Origin of the sequence: Sorangium sp. So ce281 (assembly GCF_051527395.1) — a bacterium.
Taxonomy (GTDB): Bacteria; Myxococcota_A; Polyangia; order Polyangiales; family Polyangiaceae; genus Sorangium; species Sorangium cellulosum_B.
Genome location: NZ_CP150322.1, coordinates 969,687 through 994,551 on the forward strand (window position 1 = coordinate 969,687; position 24,865 = coordinate 994,551).

20 protein-coding genes are annotated in these 24,865 nt (G+C 72.2%); 11 read left to right on the top strand and 9 right to left on the bottom strand.

Annotation, left to right across the window (positions count from 1 at the left end):
* Positions 1–2: 2 nt before the first annotated feature.
* Positions 3–1,319 carry a hypothetical protein gene (locus tag WMF27_RS03590; RefSeq protein WP_437943827.1) on the top strand — a complete coding sequence of 439 codons (1,317 nt, stop codon included), beginning with the start codon at positions 3–5 and terminating at the stop codon, positions 1,317–1,319.
* A 103-nt stretch (positions 1,320–1,422) separates the two neighbouring features.
* On the opposite strand, the gene WMF27_RS03595 is transcribed toward WMF27_RS03590, so the two are convergent.
* A complete protein-coding gene (locus WMF27_RS03595; protein WP_437297728.1) occupies positions 1,423–1,857 on the bottom strand; it encodes a DUF6918 family protein in 435 nt (144 codons plus the stop codon).
* Positions 1,858–2,452: 595 nt separating this feature from the next.
* Here WMF27_RS03595 and WMF27_RS03600 point away from each other — a divergent pair.
* Complete coding sequence (locus WMF27_RS03600) at positions 2,453–3,301, top strand: hypothetical protein (RefSeq protein WP_437943828.1); 849 nt, start codon at positions 2,453–2,455, stop codon at positions 3,299–3,301.
* Positions 3,302–3,329: 28 nt separating this feature from the next.
* Here WMF27_RS03600 and WMF27_RS03605 read toward each other — a convergent pair whose 3' ends face one another.
* A complete protein-coding gene (locus WMF27_RS03605; protein WP_437943829.1) occupies positions 3,330–6,002 on the bottom strand; it encodes a glycoside hydrolase family 15 protein in 2,673 nt (890 codons plus the stop codon).
* Between the two features lie 100 nt (positions 6,003–6,102).
* Here WMF27_RS03605 and WMF27_RS03610 point away from each other — a divergent pair, with 100 nt between their 5' ends.
* The 7 genes from WMF27_RS03610 (at position 6,103) to WMF27_RS03640 (ending at position 12,096) form a co-directional block, all read left to right on the top strand.
* Complete coding sequence (locus WMF27_RS03610) at positions 6,103–6,651, top strand: OmpA family protein (RefSeq protein ID WP_231864667.1); 549 nt, start codon at positions 6,103–6,105, stop codon at positions 6,649–6,651.
* Positions 6,652–6,804: 153 nt separating this feature from the next.
* Entirely contained in the window at positions 6,805–7,545 is a 741-nt protein-coding gene (locus WMF27_RS03615) for a MotA/TolQ/ExbB proton channel family protein (RefSeq protein WP_437943830.1), read from the top strand.
* Positions 7,546–7,566: 21 nt separating this feature from the next.
* Positions 7,567–8,040: a biopolymer transporter ExbD gene (locus tag WMF27_RS03620; RefSeq protein ID WP_437943831.1), complete on the top strand. Its 474-nt coding sequence runs from the start codon at positions 7,567–7,569 to the stop codon at positions 8,038–8,040.
* Positions 8,037–8,897, top strand: coding sequence for a TonB C-terminal domain-containing protein (locus WMF27_RS03625; RefSeq protein WP_437943832.1), 861 nt, complete (start codon positions 8,037–8,039; stop codon positions 8,895–8,897). Before WMF27_RS03620 ends, WMF27_RS03625 begins: the two co-directional genes overlap by 4 nt.
* The gene (locus WMF27_RS03630; protein WP_437943833.1) at positions 8,888–10,222 is read left to right on the top strand and encodes a tolB protein; all 1,335 of its coding nucleotides are present in this window, start codon (positions 8,888–8,890) and stop codon (positions 10,220–10,222) included. The genes WMF27_RS03625 and WMF27_RS03630 overlap by 10 nt, the downstream gene beginning before the upstream one ends.
* 324 nt (positions 10,223–10,546) lie before the next feature.
* Positions 10,547–11,119 (top strand): hypothetical protein, encoded by a 573-nt coding sequence (locus WMF27_RS03635; protein WP_437943834.1) that lies wholly within the window; start codon positions 10,547–10,549, stop codon positions 11,117–11,119.
* 398 nt (positions 11,120–11,517) lie between these two features.
* Positions 11,518–12,096, top strand: a complete 579-nt coding sequence (locus tag WMF27_RS03640; protein WP_437943835.1) for a hypothetical protein — start codon at positions 11,518–11,520, stop codon at positions 12,094–12,096.
* A 174-nt stretch (positions 12,097–12,270) separates the two neighbouring features.
* On the opposite strand, the gene WMF27_RS03645 is transcribed toward WMF27_RS03640, so the two are convergent.
* From WMF27_RS03645 to WMF27_RS03660, 4 genes are all read right to left on the bottom strand, one after another.
* Entirely contained in the window at positions 12,271–13,956 is a 1,686-nt protein-coding gene (locus WMF27_RS03645; RefSeq protein WP_437761647.1) for a protein kinase domain-containing protein, read from the bottom strand.
* A gap of 271 nt (positions 13,957–14,227) precedes the next feature.
* Complete coding sequence (thiD, locus tag WMF27_RS03650) at positions 14,228–15,055, bottom strand: bifunctional hydroxymethylpyrimidine kinase/phosphomethylpyrimidine kinase (RefSeq protein WP_437761646.1); 828 nt, start codon at positions 15,053–15,055, stop codon at positions 14,228–14,230.
* Between the two features lie 255 nt (positions 15,056–15,310).
* Complete coding sequence (locus WMF27_RS03655; RefSeq protein ID WP_437761645.1) at positions 15,311–16,507, bottom strand: hypothetical protein; 1,197 nt, start codon at positions 16,505–16,507, stop codon at positions 15,311–15,313.
* An 82-nt stretch (positions 16,508–16,589) separates the two neighbouring features.
* A complete protein-coding gene (locus tag WMF27_RS03660) occupies positions 16,590–16,835 on the bottom strand; it encodes a hypothetical protein (RefSeq protein WP_437761644.1) in 246 nt (81 codons plus the stop codon).
* 181 nt (positions 16,836–17,016) lie between these two features.
* Here WMF27_RS03660 and WMF27_RS03665 point away from each other — a divergent pair, with 181 nt between their 5' ends.
* Together WMF27_RS03665 and WMF27_RS03670 are read left to right on the top strand one after the other, a co-directional pair.
* Positions 17,017–17,802 carry an ABC transporter ATP-binding protein gene (locus WMF27_RS03665; RefSeq protein ID WP_437761643.1) on the top strand — a complete coding sequence of 262 codons (786 nt, stop codon included), beginning with the start codon at positions 17,017–17,019 and terminating at the stop codon, positions 17,800–17,802.
* Positions 17,803–17,807: 5 nt separating this feature from the next.
* On the top strand, positions 17,808–19,997 hold the full coding sequence (locus WMF27_RS03670; protein ID WP_437761642.1) for an ABC transporter permease subunit/CPBP intramembrane protease: 2,190 nt from the start codon (positions 17,808–17,810) through the stop codon (positions 19,995–19,997).
* Between the two features lie 82 nt (positions 19,998–20,079).
* Here the strand turns inward: WMF27_RS03670 and WMF27_RS03675 are convergent, their stop codons facing one another.
* From WMF27_RS03675 to serB, 3 genes are all read right to left on the bottom strand, one after another.
* Positions 20,080–22,017 carry a glycoside hydrolase 5 family protein gene (locus tag WMF27_RS03675; RefSeq protein WP_437761641.1) on the bottom strand — a complete coding sequence of 646 codons (1,938 nt, stop codon included), beginning with the start codon at positions 22,015–22,017 and terminating at the stop codon, positions 20,080–20,082.
* Between the two features lie 168 nt (positions 22,018–22,185).
* On the bottom strand, positions 22,186–23,205 hold the full coding sequence (locus WMF27_RS03680) for a LacI family DNA-binding transcriptional regulator (protein WP_437761640.1): 1,020 nt from the start codon (positions 23,203–23,205) through the stop codon (positions 22,186–22,188).
* Positions 23,206–23,484: 279 nt separating this feature from the next.
* Positions 23,485–24,669, bottom strand: coding sequence for a phosphoserine phosphatase SerB (serB, locus tag WMF27_RS03685; protein ID WP_437761639.1), 1,185 nt, complete (start codon positions 24,667–24,669; stop codon positions 23,485–23,487).
* Positions 24,670–24,865: the final 196 nt, after the last annotated feature.

Consider the following 24,865-nt stretch of genomic DNA (forward strand, 5'->3'; position numbering starts at 1 on the left):
GCATGTACCGCAAAGAGGTAAACGAGCGGAGCCCCATGCGGGTCTTCGAGGGGTCGATGCACGGCGGGCTGGGTCGCGGCAACGTCGGCGTCATCGTCTCCCGGCCCGGCGTGGGCAAGACGGCGTTGCTCGTGCAGATCGCGCTCGACGATCTGCTGCGGGATCGCCGGGTCCTCCACATCTCGCACGAGAACGCGGTCGATCACGTCCGCGCGTACTACGACGAGATCTTCCACGATCTCGCGCAGTCGATGCGGCTCGAGGAGCCGGAGGCCGTCCGTCTCGAGGTCGAGCGGCACCGGCAGATCTACTCGCACCTCGGCCACGTGAAGGCGCCGGTCGACGCGCCCGAGGAGGCGGCGCACCTGTGGGTCGAGAAGATGCTCGAGACGGTGGCGTTCGCGCGCGGCGTCGCCCACTTCGAGCCCGACGTGATCATCGTCGACGGCTTCGACGTGGCGGTCGCGTCGGAGCAGGCGATGGAGGCGCTCGGGCGGCTCGCGAAGGAGCGCTCCGCCGAGGTCTGGGTCGCGGCCCAGGTCGACGAGGCGGGCCCTCCCGGCAAGCTGCCTGCCGCGCTCCAGCGGGTCGAGCGCCACCTCAACGTGGTCGTCTACCTGCAGCCGGAGCGCGACGTGGTTCGCCTGCGGCTGCTGAAGGACCACGGCAACAAGGATCTCGCCGATCTCCACCTGCGGCTCGATCCCCACTCGATGCGCGTCATCGACGAGGACGTGCGGCCCCCCTCGGAGCGGCCGAAGGACCCGCGGAGCTTCCGCGTGCACTCGGGCGGCGCCAAGGGGGCCGAGGCCGAGTTCGGGGCGTGCGCCGAGCGGTACGGGGTGCAGGAGCTGAACTACAGCTTCGAGGGCCACCGGCTCCTCGAGCGCCAGCGCGGCGTGGTCGTGCTGGGGGACGACGAGCTGCGCAAGGGCGACTTCAGCCTCGTCTACGTGTCGCGGCGCCTCGGCCGCGTGCTGAGCGAGATCCCGCTCGTGCGCAACATCCTCCAGACGATCTGGCACCAGATCAACGCGTCCAGCCAGGTCTTCGTCGTGGGGACGCTCCAGGAGGACGGCACCGTGCGCGGCGGCACCGGCTGGGGCGCGGAGCTCGCGCGCCTCTGGAAGAAGCAGCTGTTCGTCTACGATCAGGAGAAGCGCGGCTGGTTCCGCTGGAGCGGCTCGGCCTGGGAGATGGCGCGGCAGCCGAGCATCACCTGCGAGAACTTCGCCGGCATCGGCACGCAGGATCTCAACGACGCCGGCCGCGACGCGATCCGCGACCTCTTCGCGCGGAGCTTCGGCGAGCCTGGCTGAGCGCCGATCGCAGGGGCGCCCTCCGCCGCGCACGCGGCCGCGGGGGCGCCTCGCCGCGGCGCGCAGCAGGCCGGCGCGAAGCGAGCCTGCTGCGCCGAGCCGCTCAGGCCGTGTGCTTCTGGATGAGCTGGGCGAGGCGCGGAACGGCTTCCTCGACGTTCTTCTTCGCTGAGCCGCGCAGCTTCTCGTAGGTGCCGCGCACCACGCCGCTCGACGACGACTTCGCCTTCTCGTCGGTGATGCTGAGGAGCGCGTCGGCGATCCGCGAGCGGTTCGACGTGAAGAAGGAGCTCGGGTTGCCGCTGCTCGCGGCCTCGGTCCAGATGGGATCGAGCTTCTTGGCGAACTCGGGCAGGAGCTTCTCGACCACCTGCTGGATGAAGCCGGGCTTGATGCCCTTCACGGCCGCGTAGCCGGCCTTGACCGCCAGGCCGGAGAGTCCACTCTTCGAAGCCACCTCCTCGTCGACCAGCGTGCAACAGTCGGCGACGACCTTGGATTTCTTGTTCGCATCGAGCAGCGTTTCGCTGAGACCCATTCTCGAACTCCTCCCGGCGCTTCGGAGGCCGGTCGCGGCCCCCAGACCCATGTCAGCGTGACCCCCGCGTGACCCCCGGCAGGGAGCCGCGACCACGTCGAGCGGACCGGTGGTCCGCTCCCGACCACATCGAAGCGCGCCTCTTACCACAGCGGCCCGAAGGCCGGCATCGCAAGCGCCCACCCGGGAATCCTTCGGTCCAGGACGGCTCTCGTCCGATGTCGACCGTCCGGGATGGCACTGCAACGCCGCCGCGCGCTCGATTCTCGGAAATGCCGCGCGGAGACCGCATGCATGGCCGCCCCTCGCGCGCCATACTCAAGATGTAATTTGAATCACAGTTTGGCGTGGCGGGCGCTCGCCGCTGTCGTGTCGCGAGGCCTGCGGGGGGCTCATGGACGTTACCTGCGAAATCTGCGGAATCGTCACCACGGTGTCGAGCGACGCGCGCGGCGGGGCTGCGCTCGAGTGCAGCGTCTGCGGCGGTGCGATGCTCCGTGCGCATGGGAGGGGTGCGGCTGCGCCCCCGGCGGGAGGCGCCGGCCGGCGATCGAGCCGGCCTCCTCCGCCGCTCCGGCGATCGAGCGCGCCCTCGGTGCCACGGAGCGACGACGACCCGACGATCATGGATCTCCGGTCGCTCGCGCTGAAGTCGTTCACCGCGACGCTCCCCGCCGCGACGACGACGTCGAGCGTGTCGGCGGCGGGCTCGGTCGCGCCGGGCAGCGGCCCGGTCGCTCCGGCGGCGGTGGGCCTGACGACGCCACAGGCGACCCGGGGCGCGGAGTCGACCGCGGCGACCGCCCCGAGCGCGCTCGCGGGTACGGCGCCGGTCGGGGTCGATGCGCCGAGCGTGAGCGATGTGATGCGCGTCCACGACGCGCTCGTGCCGGTCGCGGTGCCCTCCCGGGCGCGATCTCGAGCCCGCGTGCGCATCCTTGCGGCGGCGACCGTGGCCGGCGCTCTGGTGATCGCTGTCGGGCTCACGCTGATCGCCGGCCGGATGTCGCGTGCGCCGGGGGATGACGTCGTGCCGCCTGCAGCGCGGCGCGGCGTGTCCCGGGCCGCGGAGATCGCGCGCGAGGTGAGCGTGCCGGTCGAGGCGCCCGGCCCCCGGAGGACGGCGCTGCGCGGGCTCGACGCGCGCGCGCCCGCGACCGACGACGATGGGGCCGGCGCCGCCGAGCCTGTCACGGCGCCGCAGCCGCGCGCCGCCCCGGAGGCGGGCGCGCGCGAGGCCTCCGGGGCGGGGGGGCGCCCGCCCGCCGCTCCGGGCGCCCGCGCCCGGCCCGAGCGTCAGCCGTCGCCGTCGCTCGCGCCCGAGGAGGCGTCGCGGCCTCAGGCGCCGATATCGCTCACCGACGCGATGGCGGCAGCCGTCGCCGACCCCCCGGCCCCCGCCGCTGTGGACGCGCAGCGCCAGGCCGACACCAGCGAGGAATAGCCAGCGCCGAGGGCGCGCTCGGCGAGCGTCAGCGCCGCGCCCGCCGGCGCCGTCGCGTGAGGCCGGCCGCGGCCGCGGCCACGGCCGCCGCGAGCGCCGAGGGCGCGGCGCTGACGCTCGCGAGGCGGCAGCCGCAGCCGGCGTTCTCCCGGAGATCGCCGCTGCTGCCGCCGCCGCCGTTGCCGTCGTTGCCGCTACCGCCGGCGGCGCCCGCTCCGGCGGCGCCCGCCCCGCCGGCGCCGCTGCTCGGGGGGCCGCCGGCGCCGCCGCTCGCGGCGCTCTCCTCGAAGTACGCGCCGCAGGCCGGGCCAACGACGAGCCCGTCGCGCGCCGCGAGCGCGAGCGCGTAGACGCCGGCGCCGAACCCCACCATGGGCGCGTTGAACTTGTAGGTGCCGCGGATCTCGTCGTAGGTCTCCGCGATGGCGAGGTAGTTCGCGGCCGACTGATCGAGCACCCACCGGAGCAGCCGCTCCGAGCGCGCGACGTCCCCCATGAGCCGCGCCGCGACGGCGCCGCGCAGGTCGGTCACGACCCACTCGGCGCTGTCGTACTCGCTGCCCCAGGGGCTCAGGTCGTCCGCGCCGGCGTGATCGGTGCGATCGTCGTTCCGGGACCACCCGGCGCCCGCGGGGACGCGCAGGTGCTCGTCGAGCCCGGCGAGCGTGGCGGCGGCGATGCGCCCCTGCGGATCGAACAGGCCCATCGCGATCCCCTCGAGCACCGCCGCGTCCCAGTAGCCCGCGCCCGACGCGAGCTCCTCCAGGCTCGCGGCGAGCGCGCCCGAGGCGTCCGTGAGCCGCACGGCGATCGCGGCGCGCAGCCGCTCCGCTGCGCCGCGGTACGCCGCGGCCCGGTCCGCCTCGCCCCGCCGCTCCGCGATGGCCGCCGCGTCGCACAGGCCGCGCGCCGCGGTGATGCTCGTGTACGCGAAGGACCGCTGGCGCCCGTTCCAGTGGGTCTCCCAGATCGACGAGTCCTTCCGGACGAGCCCCGTGTCCGGATCGATGAGCGCGACGAGGGCGTCCGCGACCTTCGCCGACGCGGCGGCCCAGCGCTCGTCCACGAAGCCCGTATCCCCGGTGAGCTCCTCGTACTGGCGCAGCGCCCAGAGGAACAGGCCGAACCCGTCGAACTCCAGGTTCGGGCCGAAGTCGTTGAAGTCGGTCTCCTCGACCCCGAAGCCGTGGTAGCGCACCAGGCTGATCTGGTACGGCGGCATGTCGTACGACGCGAGCTCGCTCCAGCCCTGGAAGCGCCCTGCCTCCGCGTCGAGGTAAAATCCCAGCGCGTCGCGCGCCTCGGCCTGCATGCCGAGCGCGGCCATCGCGACGGTGGCGTAGGCGCCGTCGCGGATCCAGGCGACCGTCCACTCGCCCGGCGGGAGGCTCGCGAGGACGGCGCCGTGGCCGCGGTGGGCGATGGTGGCCGGCAGCGTGGCCGGCGCGCCGCCGAGCGTCGTGCCGAAGCGCGTGGCGCGCGGCTCGGAGTCCCGCGTCAGGTGCTCGCGCAGGAAGGCGTGGCTCTCGCGGGACTGCGCCATCCGGAGCGTCACGGCCGACTGCCGGAGCAAGGCCGTCTCCTCGGGCGACGCCGAGGGCGGCACCCGGATCGCGCCCTGGAACGCGCGGTACGCGGCGATCTCGTCCGCGACCACCTCCGCCGCGCGCTTCGCGCCGAGGTACGCGTCGAGGGCGCCCTGCACGAGCGGGTCCGCCGCGCCCGAGGGGTCGCCGTGGTGCGCGAACGCCACGCCGACCCACCGCGCCTCGCCCGGGCCGATGCTGCCGAGGTCCCACTGGAACGCGCTCACGGAGCCGTCCGCGGTGGGCGCGGCCCCGTCGAGGTCCGGCAGGTCGGCGCCGCCGTCGTCCGCGACGATCCGGTAGACGTCGAGGCCCGGCGGGCTGCCCGCCCTGGAGGCGCCGTGGCGCGCGGGGGGCTCGAGCGCGCGCGCGACCACCACGCCGGCGAAGGCGCGCTCGAGGAAGTCGCGCCGGCCCTGGCTCGCGTCGTAGGCGACGGTCTCGCCCGACTCGCCGATGTCGGCCATCACGCCCGGGCGGCCGAAGCCGAGGTGGAAATTGTGCAGCGAGAACGCCGACACGCCCTCCGCCGGCCGCTCGCCCCGGTTCTCGACCCGCATCGCCATCACGAACCCCGCCTGCGGGAGGCCCTGCGGCGCGAAGAAGAGCTGGGTGCACTCGAGGTTGCCGACCCGCTGCACCATCGTGACGACGCCCGTGCCGCCGCGCTGCCCGTCGGTCCAGCCGGCGTAGCCGCTCGCGTCGAGGTCGACGGGGACCTCGGTCAGCCACCGCTGGTGCCCGTCGGAGCGCAGCCCGAAGTACGCGTCGTAGAGCAGATCGCGCGTGCTTACGGCCTGCGGCTGGTTGCCGATCCAGACCTCCTCGCCGCGCTCGTCGAGGAGCGGCTCCTCGGTGGCGAACAGGTGCTCGCGGAAGTGGGTGAGCCTCCCCGCGCCCAGATCGAGGAGCACCGCGCCGAAGCCGTTCGACGAGGGCAGGCGAAAGAACGTGCGCTGCACCGGCGCCTCGGCCCGCGCCGGGCGAGGGGCGGCGAGCGCGACCGACGCCGCTGCGCCGAGCGAGAGGAGCGCGGCGCCGGCGGCCCGGAGGGCGCGAGGCGGGCCAACCCGTTGGTGCCCAAAATATTCCCGCGCCTGGATCGGGCGATGCATCGCGGCACTTTAACGGAATGGGTGTCATCCAGGCGCGCCGGCTCGCCGGCGGGCGCTCAAAATGCTGCAACGCGCCTCCCGGCGTGGTAACGGCATGCCCATGACAAAACTGCCTGCGTTGATCCTCGTGGTCTCGGCGCCCCTTGCCGCCTTCGCGGCCGGCTGCGGCTCCGATCCGCAGCCGCCGGCGAATGTTGCCAGCGACGTCGCGCCCCCTCCGGTGGCGAAGACCGCCGCCCCGCCTGCGCCGAAGCAGGACACCGAGAAGCCGACGAGCGGATCGATCCGCATCGACGACAAGATCCTCAAGGCCTGCGGCGATCTACCGACCGCCCGCTTCGCGTTCGACTCGACGTCGATCGAGGGCGAGGCGGCGGGCGCGCTCGACGCGCTCGCGCGCTGCTTCGTCTCGGGTCCGCTGAAGGGCAAGGGGATGAAGCTCATCGGCCACGCCGACCCCCGCGGGGAGACGGAGTACAACCTGGGCCTCGGCCAGAAGCGCGCCGGCAGCGTCGCGGAGTACCTCGGCAAGAAGGGCCTCGATCAGGGCCGCATCGCGACCTCGTCGAAGGGCGAGTTCGAGGCGACCGGCACGGACGAAGAGGGCTGGGCGCGCGACCGGAAGGTCGACATCCTGCTCGCGGACTGAGCGCCGTGGCGCGTGCGGCGCTGGGCGAACTTGAAGAGGGCCACGGCCGCGCTTCCAGGCGAGAGAGGGGGCCGCGGTCGCAAACTCCACCGAACGGGGCCGCGCGCGCGGAACCCTGACGAGCCGACGACTCCCTGACCCGAAGAGATCGAAATGGCCTTCCTGCAAAGCGCCCCTGAGCTGGCGACGGCGGTCCCGATCAAGCTCGACCCCGTCTCCCTGGTCCTCCACGCCTCCGGTCCCGTCTTCCTGGTCGTCTGGCTGCTGATCTTCGCGGCGATCCTCGTCTGGGTGATCGCCGTCCTCAAGGTCCTCCAGCTCGCGCGGCTCGCCTCTCTGCAGGCGCGGTTCGAGCAGGAGTCGGCGCACGCCCACTCGCCCGATCAGCTGTTCGCGCTCGCGCAGCGGCACGCGGACGCGCCCGGCGCCCGCGTCGTGATGGAGCTCAGCCGCCGCGTCGGCACGAGCCGGCTCCTCGACTCGATCGCGAAGCGGGCGATCGTGACCGAGACGCAGCGGGCGAACGCGCTCATGCCGACGCTCTCGTCGATCGCGGCGGCGTCGCCGTTCATCGGCCTGTTCGGCACGGTCTACGGGATCATGGACGCGTTCCTCCGCATCGGTCAGCAGAAGAGCGCGTCGCTGCCCGTCGTCGCCCCGGCCATCGGCGAGGCGCTCATCGCGACCGCGATCGGGCTGTTCGCCGCGATCCCGGCGGTCATCGCGTACAACGGGCTCAACAAGCGCGTCGACGACCTGCTCTCCGCGCTCGAGGCCGCGAGCGAGGGCTGGGTGGAGATCGCGTCGCTCTCCGCGCGGGGGATGCAGGAGTCCATCCCGCTGGCGCTCCAGCGGTCGAGCGACCGGCCCACGCCGGTGATGCCGAAGGGCTGAGGGGCGGGGCCGATCATGGGCATGTCGGTCGGTGGCGGGCGCAGGCGGCGGGGCGGCGGCGGTTTCAGCGACATCAACGTCACGCCGCTCGTGGACGTGATGCTCGTGCTCCTCGTGGTGTTCATGGTCACGGCCCCGCTGCTCACGGCGGGGCTCCGGGTCGAGCTGCCCAACGTCTCCGCCGAGGAGGCGCCGACGAAGGACACGAAGCTCGTCGTGACCGTCACGAAGGAAGAGAAGATCCTCTTCGGCGAGGACGACGCGACCGCCGACATCGAGGGCGTGCTCGCCTCGAACGGGCGCGTGCAGAAGGAGAAGGAGCTCTACATCCGCGCCGACAAGGACGCCCGCTACGGCGCCGTGGCGCGGGTCGTCGCCGCCGCCCGGGCCGCCGGGGTCGAGGGGCTGAACCTCCTCGTCCAGCCGGAGATCGAGCCGGAGGGCGCGCCGCCGCCCGGGGGAACGGCGCCGCGGCCCGGGGGAGCCGCGCCGTGAGCACGGCTGCGGCGCGCGCGCCCGGACCGAGGACGCCGCCGGGGCAGCGCCGGCCGGCGAGCGACTTCCGCCCGCGGGACATCGCGCTCGCCGTCGCGGTGGCGATGGCCGTGCAGGCGGGGGCCGCCGTCGCGGTCAGCCTGGCCGATCTCGCCGTGCCCGCCGCGGCGCCCGAGATCGACAAGGGGCCGAGCATCCCGGTGAAGGTCGTGCCGGTGCTCGACATGGACACGCCGCTGCTCAAGCTGGGCGGCAAGCGCGACAAGATGAAGCTGCCCGACCGGTGGGTGCGCCAGACGCCCAAGCCGCGCGTCGAGCAGAAGGCGTTCGTGTCGCCGAGCGCGGGCAAGACCGAGGCGGACATCCCGCCCCCGGAGGTCAAGATCGCCGACGCGGGCACCGCGCCGCCGCCGCCCGACGCAGAGATCGCGAAGCAGGTCGACACCGAGCTCGATCCGAAGACCGATGCCGCCCCGGCCGCCAACGTCGACCAGGAGGGCCACGAGGACGGCGTGAAGGAGGGGACCGAGGTCGATCCCCTCAAGGCGCGCGCGGTGGATCTGTACCTGGCCCGCATCGCGGGCTGGTTCTCGAGCAGGTTCCGCGTGAACGGCTCGGGGCTCCCGCCGGAGGAGCTCACGAAGCACAAGCCGCGCGCGGTCATCGTCCTGTCCGACGGGCAGATGGTGAGCTACACGCTGACGCCGAGCGGGAATCCCGCCTTCGACGCGGCCGCGCAGGCGACCCTCGAGGCGGCGAAGGGGCAGGCGCTGCCGCCGCCGCCCGAGAATTATCCCAACCTCGGGCAGAAGCAGGTCAGCGTCACGTTCGTCTGTAGAGAGACCACATGCGACTAGCTCGAACCGCCCTCGGCGCCCTGGCGCTCGCCGCCGCCGCGCTCGCTGCTCCCCCTGCTCCTGCGCAGGCGCCGGCCTCCTCGGCGGCGCCGCCCAACCCGGACGAGCTGCTCGGCCACATCACGGTCGTGGCCGGCGCGACGCGCCCGCTCCCGAAGATCGGCGTCCTGCCGTCGCTCGTCTCGGACCCCGAGGACGTGACGATCCACAGCGTGGTCCGGCGCGACCTCGAGCTGTGCGGCGAGTTCGAGGTGCTGCCCGACACCGCCGCGCCCGAAGGCCTGTACCTCTCCGACAGCCCCGTGGACGTGAAGGCGTGGTCCGCGAAGGGGGTCGAGGCGGTCGTGAGCGTGAGCGGCAAGAAGGTCGCCGCTGACAAGGTCGAGCTCGTCGGCCAGGCGTTCCTGGTGAACCGCGGGCAGGCCCCGGTGTTCGACAAGAAGTTCATCGTACCCCTCCGCGACGTGCGCTTCGAGTCGCACCGGGTGGCCGACCAGCTGATCGGCGCCCTCACCGGCCAGAACGGCGGCTTCGCCAGCCACATGACGTTCGCCTCGGGCTCGGGCTCGCTGCGGCGTGTCTTCACAATCGACGCTGACGGCCATGACGCCAGGGCCGTCTCGCCGCCCGACCAGACCGCCATCGCCCCGGCGTTCGGGAAGAACGAGCAGCTCCACTACGCGGCGAGCGTGAAGGGCGACGAGTACAAGGTCTTCACGCCCGCCGGCGGCCCGCTGCCGCTGCCCGTGAAGGGCTCGGTCTACGGGATCGCGTTCTCGAAGGATCGCGCCCAGGTCGCCCTCAGCATCGGGGTGGGGTCGACGATCAAGCTGTTCTCCGGGCCCGATCTCCAGAGCATCAAGCCGGCGTCCGAGGTGGGGATGGCGCTCCACCCGGTGTTCACGCCGACCGGCAAGCTCGCCTTCTCCGGCGAGGGCAGGTACGGACAGCGCATCTACGTCGGCGACAAGGCGATCTCTCCGGACGGGCTCTTCGCCTCGGCGCCCACGTTCTGCAACCACCCCGACGGCGTGAAGGCCATCTATGCCGTCGGCGTGGGGAAGAACACCGATCTCGTCGCCTCGGGGGAGACGGGCGGCGGCCTCGTGCGGTTGACCCAGAATCAGGGCAGGAACGGGTACCCTGCCTGCAGCCCCGATGGGCGCCTCGTGGCGTTCTTCTCCACGCGCACCTCCGGCGAGGGGCCAGGGCTCTACGTCATGCGCGTCGACGGGCAGCGCCCGAAGCGCATCTCGAACCTCCTCGGGGACTCCCTGCGCTGGGATCCTCTTCCGCCCGGCAAGGCCGTCGAAGCGAAGAACTGACGCGGGCGAGCCGCGGGGCATGGCTCGGACATCCGGCGTGTGTCCGATCGAGGGCCGCCCGCATCGTGGCTGAGCCAGGCGTTCTCTCCCCGACAACTTTTTACGTCCCGGCACGTCTGACGTGGGTAGTTCCTGCGCGCCCTCCCGCGCCCCTGCTGCGAGCGAAGGTGAAGGGAGACCGCGCTCGCAGCCCCCGGTTCCTTGGCCCACTGCGTCGGTCGCGGTTAGCCTCCGGACTGCTCAGGGGGAGAGTTGGCTGGAAAATTGCACCGAAAGTGGGACGAACCGCCCTGGCCAGCCAGCCAAGAGGAAATGGAGAAGTGCATGGTGTCGAGCCGACTCTGGACCGCCATCGCGATCGTCTGGGCCTTCTGCGCCGGTGGCTGCAGCCAGGTGGCGGCGGTTCAGGAGGCGAGGATCAGCGAGCAGGGGGGGTTCAGGAACCCGGAGCACCGGCTCGCTGCGGCAGAGGACGGGGGTTACTGCAGCGCCGAGGTGCTGCGCTGGCAGTACGATGAGCCGGCGGCGACGCTCCGCCTTGCCGATGCCCGTTTGATGCTCGACTGCTGCGGGAAGCGCGCGATCCACGTCGAGAGGATCGACAGCCTCTTCGAGGTCACCGAGCGGGACGCGCCGGACGGCGTCGGAGGTCGTTGCAGCGAGCAGTGCGCCTTCGATCTGTCCGTCGGCGTGCGCGACGTCCCGCGGGGCGAGGTCTACGTGAAGCTGCTGCGCGACGTCGTCGATCAGCAGGGCGGCCCGGCCGTGATCTGGAGCGGCTCCCTGGATCTGGGGGTCTCTGCCGGCGCGGTCGTCCTCGACGAAGCCCCCGCGGAAGCCGGCTGTCAGGCGAAGGGCTCCCCGCGCCAGCGCAGCAAGACAGTCGCCGCGCGATGAGGCGCTGAGCACACGCCCCCGGATCGCTCCGCAGCACCTCGCGTCTGCGGTCGGCAGGGGGAGATCGTGAATGTTCCTCCGCGTATGGCAGCGCATGGCAGCGCGTCATGGGGTGGGATGGTGGAGGAGTTTAGTCGACCATGACGTTCATGGTCAGAGAATCGGGCTAACTCTGCCACTTTCACCTGGACAAGGTTTCCAGAAACCCGTAGATCACACTCGAATGTGCGTGCAGCTGCTCCGGGGTGCGGTGCATGTGCGCACCTTATGTACGTTGGCTTGCAGCTGAATCCCTAGGCGCAAGTAGCGGATACGTGAAGCGCGTTTCTAGAGGCCCTGTTTCTTTGCCTTTTGGGCGTATTTTGACAGTGTCGCGGGACAGCCAAGGAAATCGGGGCATGAAGTACCTGGGGGTCTGTGGAGCGCTTGCAACGGTGGGGTCGCTGCTTGCTCTGAGCGCGTGCCTGGAGGCGGAGCCCGCGCACGTGGGGCTCGTGAGCGAGGCCGGCGGGTTCGTGGAGCCGGAGCGGCGGCTCGCCTCCGAGGGGGAGGAGAGCTACTGCGGGGCCGAGGTCCTGCGCTGGCGCTACGACCCGTCGAGCGGCGCCCTGAAGATCGCGGACAGCCGGCTCTTGCTGAACTGTTGCGGCCAGCGCGCGATGCACGTCGACAGGATCGACAGCATCTACGAGATCACCGAGCGGGACGAGCCCGACGCGGCGAATCCGAGGTGTGATTCGGTCTGCGCGTTCGACTTCGCGGTGGCGATCCCCGAGGTCGCCCAGCGCAAGGTCTACGTGCGGCTGCTGCGCGACGTCGTCGACGCTCAGGGCAGCGCAGAGCTCATCTGGCAGGGCGAGATCGACGTCCGGAAGTCGGCCGGCGAGGTGGTGCTCGATCGCGTCGCCGCTCCGGGCGAGGCCTGCAGCGGGCCCCAGCATCCGCTCACCGCCCAGCATCCGCTCGCCGTCCAGTAGCGGCTCGCTGCTCCGGCCCGGGAGCGGCCCCGTTGCGCAGGAGCGCTCGCAGGGGTGCAGGTGCTGCCGGCGCGGTGCGCCTGGTGATGGGCTCCGTGGCTTCGTGACGGAACACGCGCTCGCTCCACCACCCGGCGGTTGAGCGGCGGTCGAGCGACGACCCGGCGGTCTGCCTCAGTCGATCAGCGTGCGCGCGGGGCGGCCAGGCTCGCACTTCACGAGCGTGGCGGTCAGCTCGAGCGTCTCGGGGAGCGTGCCCTGCACCTGCGCGACGACCTGCTCGACCACGTGCTGGGCCTCGTCCAGGTTGGGACCCACGATGGAGACGACGAACGTGAGCGGGCCGGTGCGCCCGGCCGCGGCCGGCGTCAGGCTGAGCAGCAGCGTCTGGGTCAAATCGACGACCTGAAGCGCGGCCTTGCGCAGCGCGAGCATCTCGAGGATCGTCGGTCGCAAGCTCACGAGGCCGTTCTGGCCGCGGAGCTCGAAACGCGCGATCTGCATCGGCACCTCGCTCCACTCGGCGAAGAAGCCGTCCTCGTCGATCGCCTTCATCAGGTGCTCGCGCACGAGCAGCCCCGTGAGGCCGTCGCGCCGGGCGAGGTAACGCTTCGCCTTGTCGTGGTGCGGCGAGTCGGGCCCGAACGTGACCACCATGAGGCGGCACTCGCCGAGCTGCACCTCGGCCCCATGGAGCAGCGAGACCTGCGCTTTGCGCTCGAAGGGGAAGTCCGCGTACGTGCCGTTCGTGCTGTTGAGATCCTCGACCAGCCAGGAGCCCGTCTGCCAGCGGAGGAGCGCGTGTGACCCGGAGACGGTCGCCTCGGCGAGGACGAGGTCCTGATCGCTGCGGCGGCCGATGGAGAGCACCGGCTTCTGCAGCGGGAACAGGGTGGCGACGCTGTCGGGCGCGTTCGTGGCGTACGTGATGAGCAGCGACTGCGCGCCCGGCGTGAACTGCGTCTTGATGGCCCGCCCAGGCGCGGGGCCGGGATCGATGCGCTCGCGCGGCAGCTGGATCGGCGCGGTCGCGGTCTGCGTCGGGTTGAAGAACCGCATGTGCCGCGCCTGCGGGCGCATCTGCGGATCCGGGTTCAGCGCGCGGAAGATCTGCCTGATCTCGTCGTTCGTCAGCGCGGCGGGCACGTCGAACGTGATCTGCTGCTTCATCGTCTTGAGCCGCGGCTTGTAGCCGGGCTCGGGGACGCGGCAGGTCCACATCTCCCAGAGCGTCAGCGCCGCCGCGTAGACGTCGTCCTCCGGGCTCGCGCCGCCGCTGCGCAGCCGCTCCGGCGACATGTAGTGAGGCGTGCCGCCGTCCGGAGGCGCCCCCGGCTTGCGCACGGCGGCGCGGGCGCGCTCCTTCGCGAAGCCGAAGTCGAGGATGACCGCCCGATCGTCGGCGACCATCACGTTGCCGGGCTTCAGATCGCCGTGCACGAGCCCCTGCTGGTGGATCGCGGCGAGCCCCGCGCAAACGTCGGTCGAGATCTTTCGGAACTCGTCGGCGCTGAACCCGCCCGACGTCTTGCGCTTGCGGATGTGGTTGTGGAGCGTCTGCCCGGGGATGTACTCCATCACGAGGATGGGCCCCCACGGGCTCGGGGCGAGGTCGTGCACGCGGCAGACGTTCGGGTGGCGGGCCTTCTGCGCGAGGATCACCTCCTGCCGCAGGGCCTCGTCGTCGCCGGGCATGGCGGAGGCCTCGGGCACCACCTTGAGCGCCACCTGTTGCTGGGTCAGGCGGTCGAAGGCCAAGAACACCTCGCCCATGCCGCCTTTGCCGATGCTCTTCAGGACCTCGTAGCGGTCGTTGATGACCGTTCCGACGTCGATGGGAGGGAGGGGATCTTTGGTCACGGCCACGGGCGCACGAAGGGTGAGGAAGAGCTCCGCGACGGCGCCGAAGGAGACGCGCCGGGACGCCGATACGGACTGCGCGCAGGGTCGTCCATTCGAGCGCCGGGCGCAACGAGTCGTTGCACAAGCGCTGCACGCGGCCCGTTCGGCGGCGCACCGGGCCGCCCCGCCGCGCCTTCGAAGAGCCGCCGGGCCGCGGCGCGGGGCCCGCGCCGCGGGGCCGCCGTGGTCGTCGCGGCCGTCCATAGGCGCGCGCGGCGCGCCGCGCTGTTCAGGGGAACGGCCGCGCCGTGTGGGCGTGGTTCAGCGGCCCGTGGCCCTGGCCGAGCCCCGGCGCGGAGCGCATCGCCTCGCGGAGGTAGCGCCGCGCGCGCCCGATCGCCGGGACGAGGGCGAGGCCCTGGGCGAGACCAGCGGCGATGGCCGAGGCGAGCGTGCAGCCCGTGCCGTGGGTCGCGCGCGTCTCGATGCGCGCGTCCTCGAACAGCTGCTCGCCCTCCGGAAGCCCGGAGGCGCCGGGCCCCGGCGCGACCCGGAGGACGTCGACGACCGTCGCGCCCGGGAGGTGGCCCCCCTTCAGCAGCACGGCGCGCGGACCCATGGCGAGCAGCTGCGCGGCGGCGCTGCGCATCGCGTCCACGCTGTCGATGACCACGCCGGTCAGCGCCTCGGCCTCGGGGATGTTCGGCGTGAGCAGCGCCGCGAGCGGCAGGAGCCGGGCGCGCAGGGCGCCCTCGGCGTCGGACTTCAGCAGCCGGGCGCCGCCCTTGGCGACCATCACCGGGTCCACCACGAGCGGCGCGCCGCGGCCGAGGCGCTCGTAGACGCGCGCGACCTCGTCGATGACCTCGGCCGAGTGGAGCATCCCGGTCTTGATGGCGTCCGCGCCGATGTCGTCGAGCACGACCTCCATCTGGCGGCCGATGAAGCCGGGTGGCACCGGGAACACGGCGTCGACGCCGCGGGTGTTCTGGGCGGTGAGCGCGGTGATCGCCGTCGCGCCGAACGCGTCGAGCGCGGTGACCGCCTTGAGATCGGCCTGGATTCCGGCGCCGCCGCCCGAGTCGGAGCCGGCGACGATGAGGACGCGCCCTTTCATGGCGCGCTCCGGCGGCGGGCGGTTGCGGAGGCCGGTCGGCCTCCGCGCGGCAGGTGCGCTGGGAGAGCGAGGAGCGAGCTGCGAGAGGCGCGCATGGCGAGCGCGCAGGGTGTCCTGAAATGCCGCGAGTGGCGAGGGGTTCTTGCTGGCGGCGCGCGAGGACCGCGGGCCGCCGGCCAGGGAGGTCGGGGGCAGGTCGAGCGCGCTGCTCGCCGCCGCGAGCGCAGGCGCCCGCGCCGCGATGCCGGCCACGCGTCAGAGGCCAGCGCGCACGATCTCACCCGACATCGGGCTCCCGGGCAAGCCGCGGTTGGACCAGTAGACGAAGCCGTTCCGGAGGCGGACGCTCGTCGGCCGCGCCTGGTTCGAGGCGATGACCCGAGGGCCGCCGCCGCAGCCGGCCAGCGGACACATCTTGACGACGCCGTCTGCGCTCATGCCCGTGCCGAGAGCGGTCCAGTACACGCCTGTGGGGCCGACAGCCATGCTGGTCAATGACGGCTCGCCCTCGACGAAGGTCGTCGGGCTGCCGCCGCACCCGGTCTTCTTGCACGCGAAAATGGTGCTCTTGGCCGCGTTCATCACGTAATGAATCCCGTCGTGGATTGCCATGACGACGCCGTGCTCGGCGTGGAGCTGGATCGCGCCGTCGGCATTGCCGGGATCGCAGAAATAGACGCCTCCGGGATCGGTGGGGTGGGCCCAGTACACGGTCGTCCCATCCATGACGAACGAGCGGATACCGTCCGCGTTCACGCAGCGGATCCGCTCGCATTGGCCGTCATCGCACTCCAGGACATCGAACTTGTCCGAGATGCGCGCCACGCCGTCATCGCTCACGTGGATCTGATTCAGGTTGCTCGCGATGGACTCCCACACTTCCACCGGCGACTTGAAGACGCAGCCGGCCGCCGGGCACCGGTAGTAGCGGCGCGACCCTCCATTGCTGGGGGAGCTCAGCCAATGAACAAAGTTCGGATCCACCCCGATGAGGTACGGCGTGGCGATGACGGTGGTCGTCGGAGGCCCGAGCCCCTCGGCGAGGACCACCGGAGCCGGGCAGCCTGCCAGGGGGCAACGCAGCAGCGTGGAGGTGGAGAGGATGAAGACGCTCTGGTCGTCGACCGCGATCGAGTACGGGTCGTCAAGGCCCGTGGCGACGACCTCCGGGGGCAATGGTTGCGTGTCCCCTCCGCCAGCTGCGCCCGTTCCTCCTCCCCCGCCTTCGCCGGCGCTCACGCCGCCGCCGGCCCCGCTGCCGACCGGCGACGCGCCGCCGCTGCCGGTCGGCGACGTGCCGCCGCTGCCGATCGGCGACGCGCCGCCGGTCCCGCCGCCGCCGCTGTTGCCGAACGAGCGCTCCGCCGGTGAGCAGGCGACTGCCAGGAAGCCGGCCGGGAGGGCCGCCGCGCCGAGCATCACGAGCGATATCGTGAAGAGCCGTTGCCGCATCAGCGACGAGTATGCCACAGGGCGCGCCGAGCGAGGCGACCACGGCAGGGGGAGGTGCCAGATCGCGCTGGAGGCCTCGGCGTCAGTAATGCTTGTCGAGGACCGCGGGATCCTTCGTCGTCGCGAAGACCGTGTCGCAGCGCCGGCACCTGTACTTCACCTTCGTCGGTCGGGCCGAGATCCCGAACGCGAGCTGGACGTACCCGAAGACGCGGTACTCCGCCTCGGCGCTCACCATGTAATGATCGCGACCGTGGCCGCAGGGGCACTGGACCGGCTCGGGCGTCGTACGGTCGCGGTAGGGCATCGATGACGTGCTCGTTGGCATGGATGTCGGCATAGTCTAAGGGACCCGAGGCCGACGTCGAGGGGGCGGCGCCGCCACGCCGCCTGGACGGAGGCGATCGGGCGGCGCGAGCAGAGGGGCGGCGCGCCGCGGCATGCGCTGCGTGCGGTCCGTCCGACGGGCGCTTTGCGCCGCGCCGCGGGCCGAACTAGGAGACGCTTCCATGCGCCCCGCCCTGTACGCCGAGCGTCTGGTGAAGCGGTACGGCGGCGTCACGGCCGTGGACGGGGTCGATCTCGCCGTGTACGCCGGGGAGGTCGTCGGGCTGCTCGGGCCGAACGGCGCGGGCAAGACGACGACCTTGCGAATGCTCGCCGGCATCCTGTCGCCGGACCAGGGGCAGATCCTGGTCGGCGGCGTCGACCTGGCCGCGAGGCCGCTCGAGGCGAAGCAGCGCCTCGGCTTCCTCTCCGGGGACACGCAGCTCTACCAGCGGCTCACGCCCCGCGAGGTGCTCCGCTACTTCGGTCGGCTGTACGGCATGGAAGAGGCGGCGCTCTCGCGCCGCATCGACGCGCTCGTGGCCGACCTGGAGATGGACGCGTTCGCCTCGCGGCCGTGCGGCACGCTCTCCACGGGGCAGAAGCAGCGCGCCAACATCGCGCGCGCGTTCCTCCACGAGCCGGAGGTGCTCATCCTCGACGAGCCGACGACCGCGCTCGACATCCTCAGCGGCCGCTTCATCGTCGCGTCGATCCGGCGGGAGCGCGCCGCGGGCAGGGCGATCCTCTTCTCGACGCACATCATGAGCGAGGCCGAGTACCTCTGCGACCGCATCGCCCTCATGCACGAGGGGCGCGTCGTCGACGCGGGCGCCCTGCCCGAGCTCCTCGAGCGGTCCGGCACCACGAACCTGACCGACGCCTTCCTCCACCACGTGGAGCGGAGCCGCTCGAGCGCGGCGCGCGACACGCCCGAGCGCGCCGGCGCGCCCGCGCAAGGAGGCTGAGGCCCGTGAGGCTCGCCATCGTCTGGACGATCCTCCGCAAGGAGCTCGTCGAGTCGCTCCGGGATCGGCGCACGCTCGTGCGCCTCGTCGTGGTCCCGCTCCTCCTCTATCCGCTCTTCGCGCTCGCGATGAGCAAGCTCGTCGGCTTCGAGGCGGCCGCGCGCGAGGCGCGCCCGTCCAGGATCGCGGTCTGGGGGGAGCTCGCCGAGGGCCTGCAGGCGAGGCTCTCCGCGGCGGGCAAGATCGAGCTCGCGCCGTGGGCCGGCGCGCCCCCCGACGTGCGCGAGGGGCTCCTCTCCGGGGCGCTCGCGCCGCCGGCGGGGCCAGAGCCCGCGCCGGGCGACGGCGAGGCGGCGCCCCCCGAGGCCGAGGCCGAGCCGGCGAGGTGGATCGAGCCGGAGAACCCGGTGCTCGCCGCGGCGCGCGCCGCGGTGAGCGAGCGCAAGGTCGACGCGGTGCTCGTCCCGTGGCCATCGATGGGGGCCGAGCTCGGGCGCGGCGGGAAGGGCGCCGTCGCGATCTACTTCGACTCGGTCCGCGCCGACTCGGCCACGGCAGAGGCGCGCCTCGAGGGCGCGCTGCAGCGCGCCCGCACGGCCATCGTCGCGGATCGAGAGGCGGAGCGCGGCCTGCCCGAGGGGTTCTCGCGCGCGTTCGACGTCGTGCCGCGCGACGTCGCGGCGGACAGCCGCAAGGTCGGCCAGATCCTCGGCGCGATGATGCCGATGCTGCTGATCCTGATGTCGCTCCTCGGCAGCTTCCTCCCGGCGATCGATCTGACGGCGGGCGAGAAGGAGCGCGGCACGATGCAGACGCTGCTGTGCGCGCCCGTGCGGCCCATCGAGATCATCTCGGGCAAGTTCCTGGCCGTGTGGGTCATCTCGCTGCTCACGGCGCTCGGCAACGTGGTGAGCATGTCGCTCACGGTGAGCCGGTTGCTGCCCGACGCGATGGTCGTCGGCCCCGGCACCTTCGCGCTGACGTTCGTGCTCCTCGTGCCGGTCACGCTCCTGTTCTCGGCGCTGTTCCTGGCGCTCGCCGTGTTCGCGAAGGACTTCAAGGACGGTCAGAACGCGCTCATGCCGGCGTACCTGCCGCTCTCGCTGCTCGCCGGCATCACGGCCCTGCCGGTGGTCGAGCTCAACCCGTGGACGGCCTACGCCCCGGTCCTCAACATCGCGGTGCTGATCAAGGCGCTGTTCGTCGGAGAGGCGCCGGCCGATCTCCTCTTCACGGCGCTCGTTTCCTCGGCGCTCTATGCCTGCCTCGCGCTCCTCTTCGCCGCGCGCGTCTTCGAGCGCGAGAGCGTACTCCTCGGGGGGCACGAGTCGGCGCGCGCCGTGCTCGGCCTGGGGCGCCGGGCCGGCGGGGCGCCCTCGGCGGGCTTCTCGCTGGCGGCGTTCGCGGGCGTCCAGGTGCTCTTCTTCTATGGCAGCCTGCTCATCGCCCGCACCAGCGTGGCGGTCCAGCTCGCGGTCTCGCAGGTCGGCTTCTTCCTGGTCCCGACCCTCGCGCTGGTCGCCGGCTTCGGCTACTCGCCGCGGGCGACGCTCGGCCTCAGGCCGGCCTCGGTCCGGGGCCTCGCCGGGGCGCTGCTCCTCGGGGTCGCGGCGTGGGCCGCGATCGGCGGCACCGTCCTCCGGTGGTTCCCCGCGCCGGAGCCCTTCGCCCGTGAGCTGGGCGAGCTCGTGCTGCTCGGCGGGCAGCCGTACCCGGTCGTCCTGCTGCTCGTCGCCGTCACGCCGGCCGTCTGCGAGGAGCTCCTGTTCCGCGGCCTCGTCTACGCAGGCCTGCGCCGCGCCGGGCCCGCGGTGGCGATCGGCGTATCGGCGCTCCTCTTCGGGCTCGCGCACGGGTCGGTGTACCGGCTCTTGCCGACCTTCTCGCTCGGGCTGGCGCTCGGCTACGCGCGCCACCGCACCGGCTCCGTTTTGCCCGGAGCGCTGCTTCACGCCCTGAACAACGGGCTCGCGGTGTCGCTCCTCTATTTCAAGCCGTCATGGGCGCAAGGCCTCCTCGAAGGAGAGATCCTGCCCTGGAGCGTGACGTTCGCGGGGATGGTCGTCTCGCTGGCCGGGCTGCTCCTGCTCCGGTCCTCGGCGCCGAGCGCGCCGGAACCGGACGAGAAGGCGACGATGGAAGCGCGCGATCGCCACGACGCCGACGCTTCCGGAGGCGGTGGGGGACAGGACTGAAGCTGGCGAATGTGGTGGTGGTGGGTGCGAGTGCGCGAGGAGGGGAATCGCGCACCAACACCCTGGGGAGCTCCGCCTGCGCTTACCGCGGCCCCGGCCGCAGCTCGAGGAGCCGCGCGTCGTACGGCGCGAGCTCCACGGCGTGGACCGGGGACTTGCCGCCCAGCTCGGTCAGGTGCCCCGAGGCCGCGGCGGGCTTCACCGAGAGCGGCTGATCCGCCTGGCTGACAAGGAACACGAAGCGGCGGCCATCGCGGTGGCGCAGCGTGTCGGCCGCGACGCGCGGGTCGTCCACCGTCACCGGTCGCTTCACGCCGGCGAGCTCGGCGAGCGCGTCGTAGATCGTGTAGGTCGGCTCCGGGTTGATCCGCGGGGTCGCCGCGGCGAAGTGCTCGATCGGATACGTGCAGAGCACGACGCTGCCGCTCCCGATCTTGCGCCGCAGCAGCGCCGGCCGGCCGCGCTGGTCGACCGCGACGACCTCCGCGCCCCTCGGGCGCACGGGGAGGTAAGCGCGGCTGTGCTCGGTGCCGGAGACCGGGAACGTGAGCGTCGTGCCCGCCGCGATCGTGCCGAACTGGCATTCGAAGGTGAGCTTCGCGCGATCGTCCTCGATCGGATCGATCATCCCGTAGCGCAGCTGGTGCTCGACGCCGAACATCGCGTTGAGGTGCGCGTACCACGGCCCGCGCTGCGACCCGTGCGTGCCGTGGCAGTACGACGCGTAGACGACCGCGCCGGCGGACGAAAGCCGCTCCAGGAGGTGCCATGTGGGCGCGGTCAGCTGCTTGGCCGACGGCAGCAGGTAAAGCCGGCAGTCCTCGGCGATCCCGTCCCGCTCCCGCGTCAGCCCGACCGGCAGGTCCGCCTCCTTCGCCGCGATGTAGGCCTGCCGCAGCATCGTGAACAGGTAGCTGCGGTCCTCGGCCTCCGTGAACGGGAACGCGCCTTCCAGGTACGATGGGACGATGATCGCCGCCTCGGCCGGCTCGCGCTCACAGCCGAGGACGTCGATGTCGGAGAGCACCTTGGCGAAGCGGGCCATCTCCTCGAGCTGCGGCTTGGGGCGGCCCTCGACGGTCGTCAGCCCGAAGTGGAGCTCGAAGGGGTGGTGCCTGTAGGGATCCTGGTGGATGAGATCGAAATCGGTGTTGTTCCAGCCGATCCACCCGGTGGCGCCGGCGAGCAGCGTGTTGTGGAGGACCTGCCGGTAGTAGTGCGCGGCGCTCTCGTCGGACGCGAAGGCCGACGACACGCCGAACTCCTCCAGCACGACGGGCTTGCCGAGGAAGCCCGTGAGCTCGCAGACGAACGCCGCGCCGTAGTGCTGGCGCGTCAGGTCGTTCTCCATCCGGTACACGTGCGGGCCGAGGAAGTCGACGAGCGCGCCGAGATCGCGGACGGAGAACCCATTGTCGTTCCCCGTGACCTCGATGCCCCACGCGCCGTCGCCGATCGAGATCGGCTGGCTCGCCCCGCCGGCCCGCAGCGCCTGCACGACCAGGCTCGCCCAGCTCGTGACGTTCTCGCGGATCGAGCGCTCGCGCTCGCCGTAGATCGGCATCTCGTTGGAGACGAGCCAGCCCGTCACGGCCCGGTGCCCCGCGAAGCGCCGCGCCATCTGCTCGGCGAACCAGGCCTGCCGGGCCACCATCCACACGTCGCCGTAGAGGTCCCGCCCGCGCCGCCATGCCGGGTCCCAGTTCTCGCCGGACATGTGGCCGACGAGGAGGGTCGGGATCGTCGTGAGGCCCGCCTCGACGTGCGCCTCGAGGAAATCGGCATAACGCGCGACGCAGTCCTCGTCGATCCGGTCCGGCTCCGGCATGAAGTGCGGCCAGTAGAAGAACGACCGGGTCATGGTCAGGCCGTGATCGGCGAGCACCCGGAGCTCCTCGCGGACGACGAGTGGATCATAGCTCTGCCACATGAGCGGACCGCCGCGCCGCGACCAGAAATTGGCCCCCAGCCAGGCGACCGCCTGTTGACGAACTGCGACTTTGGCGAAATTGCGGTGCATAGTCCTCACGTCCTGGTCATGCAGAGCGGCGCTCTCGAACACCGTCCGTCCCCCTGCTCGCGGCGCGAACGGCGGGCAGGAAACTTAATCGGTTCAGTTTAGTTCACTTAATCGGTTCAGTCTACGCGTCCGAGCGGACGGCCGCGCCCTCGCTCGGGCCGGGCCGGCTCATGCGCGGGGGGGCGGGGCGGTGCTGCCTCGCGTCGCGAGCGTCGGCGCGCTGCACTCGTCGTCGGTGACCGGCTCTCCGGCGACGAGGCGGAGGAGCAGCGCGGCGGCGCGGGAGCCGTGCTCGGCGATGTTGCGGCGCACCGCGGTCAGGGCGGGGTGGACGAGCTGGCACAGCGCCGAGTCGTCCCAGGCCACGATCGAGAGGCGCTCCGGCACGGGGACGCGCATCTCGTGGGCGACCGCGAGCGCGGCCACGGCCATCACGTCGTTGTCGAACACGATGGCCGTCGGCGGCGAGGCCTCGGCCAGCAGCCGCCGTGTCGCCTGGCCGCCTGCCTCGCCCGTGTAGTCGGCGTGGACCGTCTGCGCCCGATCCAGGCGCCGCTGGCGCGCGGCCGCGGTGAACGCCTTGGTCCGGACCGCGGTGTGCACGAACTCGGCCGGGCCGGCGACCCGCGCGATCGACCGGTGGCCCAGCGCGGCCAGGTAGTCGACGACGGCCCGCATGGCGCTCGCGTCGTCGCTCCACACCGCGGGCAGCTGCCCCTTGCCCGCCGGCCCGCCGATCACCACCGCCGGGAGCTTCAGCTCCTCGATCAGCTTCACGCGCGGATCGTCGTCGCAGAGGTCGACGAGGATCACCCCGTCGACCCGCCGCTCGGCCCACCAGCGGCGGTAGGTCTCCACCTCGGTCACGCGATCCTCCGTGACCTTGAGCAGCAGCGCCTCGGCCTTCTCGGACAGCTCCGCCTCGATGCCGGAGATGAGCTGCATGAAGAACGGCTCGATGCCGAGCATGTGCGCGGGCCGATCGATGACCAGACCGACGGCGCCGGCGCGGCCGTCGGAGAGCGCCCGCGCCGCGTTGCTCGGCTGCCAGCCCAGCTCCGCCGCGATGGCCAGGATCCGCTCGCGCGTCGGCTCCGACACGCCGGGCCTGCCGTTCAGCGCATACGACACCGCTCCTTTGGATACCCCCGCCCGCCACGCGATGTCCGTGATCGTCGGACGCTTCACGCATCACCTCCGCTCCAGGCGACGGAGCGCGCCTGCCGTGTGAACCCGCTCCGCCGCATGGCCCCGGTGGATAGCACGGCGGCCCGCTGGCGAGCCGAACGCCGCGCAGGGCCGAGCGCCGAGCCCGGCGCAGCCCCTCCCACACCGTCGCCTGGCCAGGCGAGGCGGGCGAGGCGCCGCGCCGGACGGCCGCGGGGGTCCGGTCAGCGCGCCGCTGTCAAGCGCGGCGCTGCGTCCCGTGGGACTCCGCTGCTGGGCGGACGGGCCGTGTCGCGCGGCTCACGCCACCTCGAGGAGCTCGCGTTCGGTGATGCCGAGCAGGAAGAGGATGGCGTCGAGGCCGCTTGCGGAGAGGGACGTGTCGGCGGCCTCTCGCAGCTTGGGCTTTGCGCGGAACGCGACGCCGAGGCCGGCCCTTTGCAGCATCAGGAGGTCGTTGGCGCCGTCGCCCACGGCGATGGTTTGATCGAGCAACACGCCTTCTGCCTGGGCGATGGTCTCGAGCAGCTCGGCCTTGCGTTGCGCGTTGACGATCGGCCCTGTGACCCGGCCGGTCAGCTGTCCGTTCACGACCTCGAGCGCGTTCGAGTAGGCGTAGTCGATCCCGAGCCGCGCTTTCAGCGCCTCCGCTGCGATCGAGAAGCCGCCGGAGATCACCGCCGTCCGGTAGCCGAGCCGCTTCAGCACCCGGATGAGCGTCTCTGCGCCCTCGGTGATGGGGAGCTCTGCGGCGAGCTTCCGCAGCACGCCGACGTCGAGGCCGCGGAGCAGCGAGAGCCGCTGGCGGAGCGACTCGTCATAATCCATCTCCCCTTGCATCGCGCGCTCGGTGATCTTCGCCACCTGCTCCGCGACGCCCTTGGCGCGCGCCAGCTCGTCGATCACCTCGATCCGGATGAGCGTCGAGTCCATGTCCATCACGACGAGCCGCTTGCTCCGGCGGAAGAGGCCCTCGCGTTGCAGCGCGAGATCGAAGCTGTTCTGCGTCGCGAGCGCGAGGAGGGCCTGCTTGAGGGCGTCGGCCTCCTCTTCGCGCTGGAGCAGCACCTGGATCTCCACCGACGAGAGGCGTTCGACCGACAGCCGCGCGATCTTCTCGATGTTCGCGCCGTGGGCTGCGAGCGTGGAGGCCACGTCGTGCAGCGGCTTCGCGCCGAGCTCGCGGCCGATGGCTGTCACCACGTAGCGGCTCCCGGGCGCGCGCCGCGGCGCGCCGCCGTCGAGCGGCTTGAAGTCGAGCGTCACGCCGAGCTCTTTCGCGGCGAACAGCAGCTCCTTGAGTCCGTTGCGTGTCTCGGGGAAGAGCGCGAGGAGCGCGAGGTTCAGGTTTCCGTGGACCACCACCTGCTCGATGTCGAGCAGCGTGGCGCCGATATCGCTGAGGATGCCCGTGAGCCGAGCGGTGATGCCAGGGTGGTCCTTGCCGGTGACGGTGACGAGTATCGAATCGGGCGAGACTGCCATGCCGGAGCCCCCTTAACAGCGCCGCGCGGCGCGGTCGACGCCGATAGCTCCCTGCACAAAGCAAAACGATGCTTCCCCGGAAGAGCGTTTGCCGCCCCACCTCTCCCCCCCTTCGCGCTCCAAGCCCCAGCGACCTCCTTCTCCGCATGGCCCGCCGCGCCTGCGCGCCTGCAGCCTCCCATCCCCCCATCCCCCC

What these genes read in the sequence shown, in the direction of transcription:
- WMF27_RS03635 (WP_437943834.1), top strand. Translation starts at nt 10,547, where the DNA reads ATGGTGTCGAGCCGACTCTGGACCGCCATCGCGATCGTCTGGGCCTTC.
- WMF27_RS03660 (WP_437761644.1), bottom strand. Translation starts at nt 16,835, where the DNA reads ATGCCAACGAGCACGTCATCGATGCCCTACCGCGACCGTACGACGCCC.
- WMF27_RS03630 (WP_437943833.1), top strand. Translation starts at nt 8,888, where the DNA reads ATGCGACTAGCTCGAACCGCCCTCGGCGCCCTGGCGCTCGCCGCCGCC.
- WMF27_RS03665 (WP_437761643.1), top strand. Translation starts at nt 17,017, where the DNA reads ATGCGCCCCGCCCTGTACGCCGAGCGTCTGGTGAAGCGGTACGGCGGC.
- WMF27_RS03615 (WP_437943830.1), top strand. Translation starts at nt 6,805, where the DNA reads ATGGCCTTCCTGCAAAGCGCCCCTGAGCTGGCGACGGCGGTCCCGATC.
- WMF27_RS03590 (WP_437943827.1), top strand. Translation starts at nt 3, where the DNA reads ATGTACCGCAAAGAGGTAAACGAGCGGAGCCCCATGCGGGTCTTCGAG.
- WMF27_RS03610 (WP_231864667.1), top strand. Translation starts at nt 6,103, where the DNA reads ATGACAAAACTGCCTGCGTTGATCCTCGTGGTCTCGGCGCCCCTTGCC.
- WMF27_RS03675 (WP_437761641.1), bottom strand. Translation starts at nt 22,017, where the DNA reads ATGCACCGCAATTTCGCCAAAGTCGCAGTTCGTCAACAGGCGGTCGCC.
- serB (WP_437761639.1), bottom strand. Translation starts at nt 24,669, where the DNA reads ATGGCAGTCTCGCCCGATTCGATACTCGTCACCGTCACCGGCAAGGAC.
- thiD (WP_437761646.1), bottom strand. Translation starts at nt 15,055, where the DNA reads ATGAAAGGGCGCGTCCTCATCGTCGCCGGCTCCGACTCGGGCGGCGGC.
- WMF27_RS03655 (WP_437761645.1), bottom strand. Translation starts at nt 16,507, where the DNA reads ATGCGGCAACGGCTCTTCACGATATCGCTCGTGATGCTCGGCGCGGCG.
- WMF27_RS03640 (WP_437943835.1), top strand. Translation starts at nt 11,518, where the DNA reads ATGAAGTACCTGGGGGTCTGTGGAGCGCTTGCAACGGTGGGGTCGCTG.
- WMF27_RS03595 (WP_437297728.1), bottom strand. Translation starts at nt 1,857, where the DNA reads ATGGGTCTCAGCGAAACGCTGCTCGATGCGAACAAGAAATCCAAGGTC.
- WMF27_RS03605 (WP_437943829.1), bottom strand. Translation starts at nt 6,002, where the DNA reads ATGCATCGCCCGATCCAGGCGCGGGAATATTTTGGGCACCAACGGGTT.
- WMF27_RS03620 (WP_437943831.1), top strand. Translation starts at nt 7,567, where the DNA reads ATGTCGGTCGGTGGCGGGCGCAGGCGGCGGGGCGGCGGCGGTTTCAGC.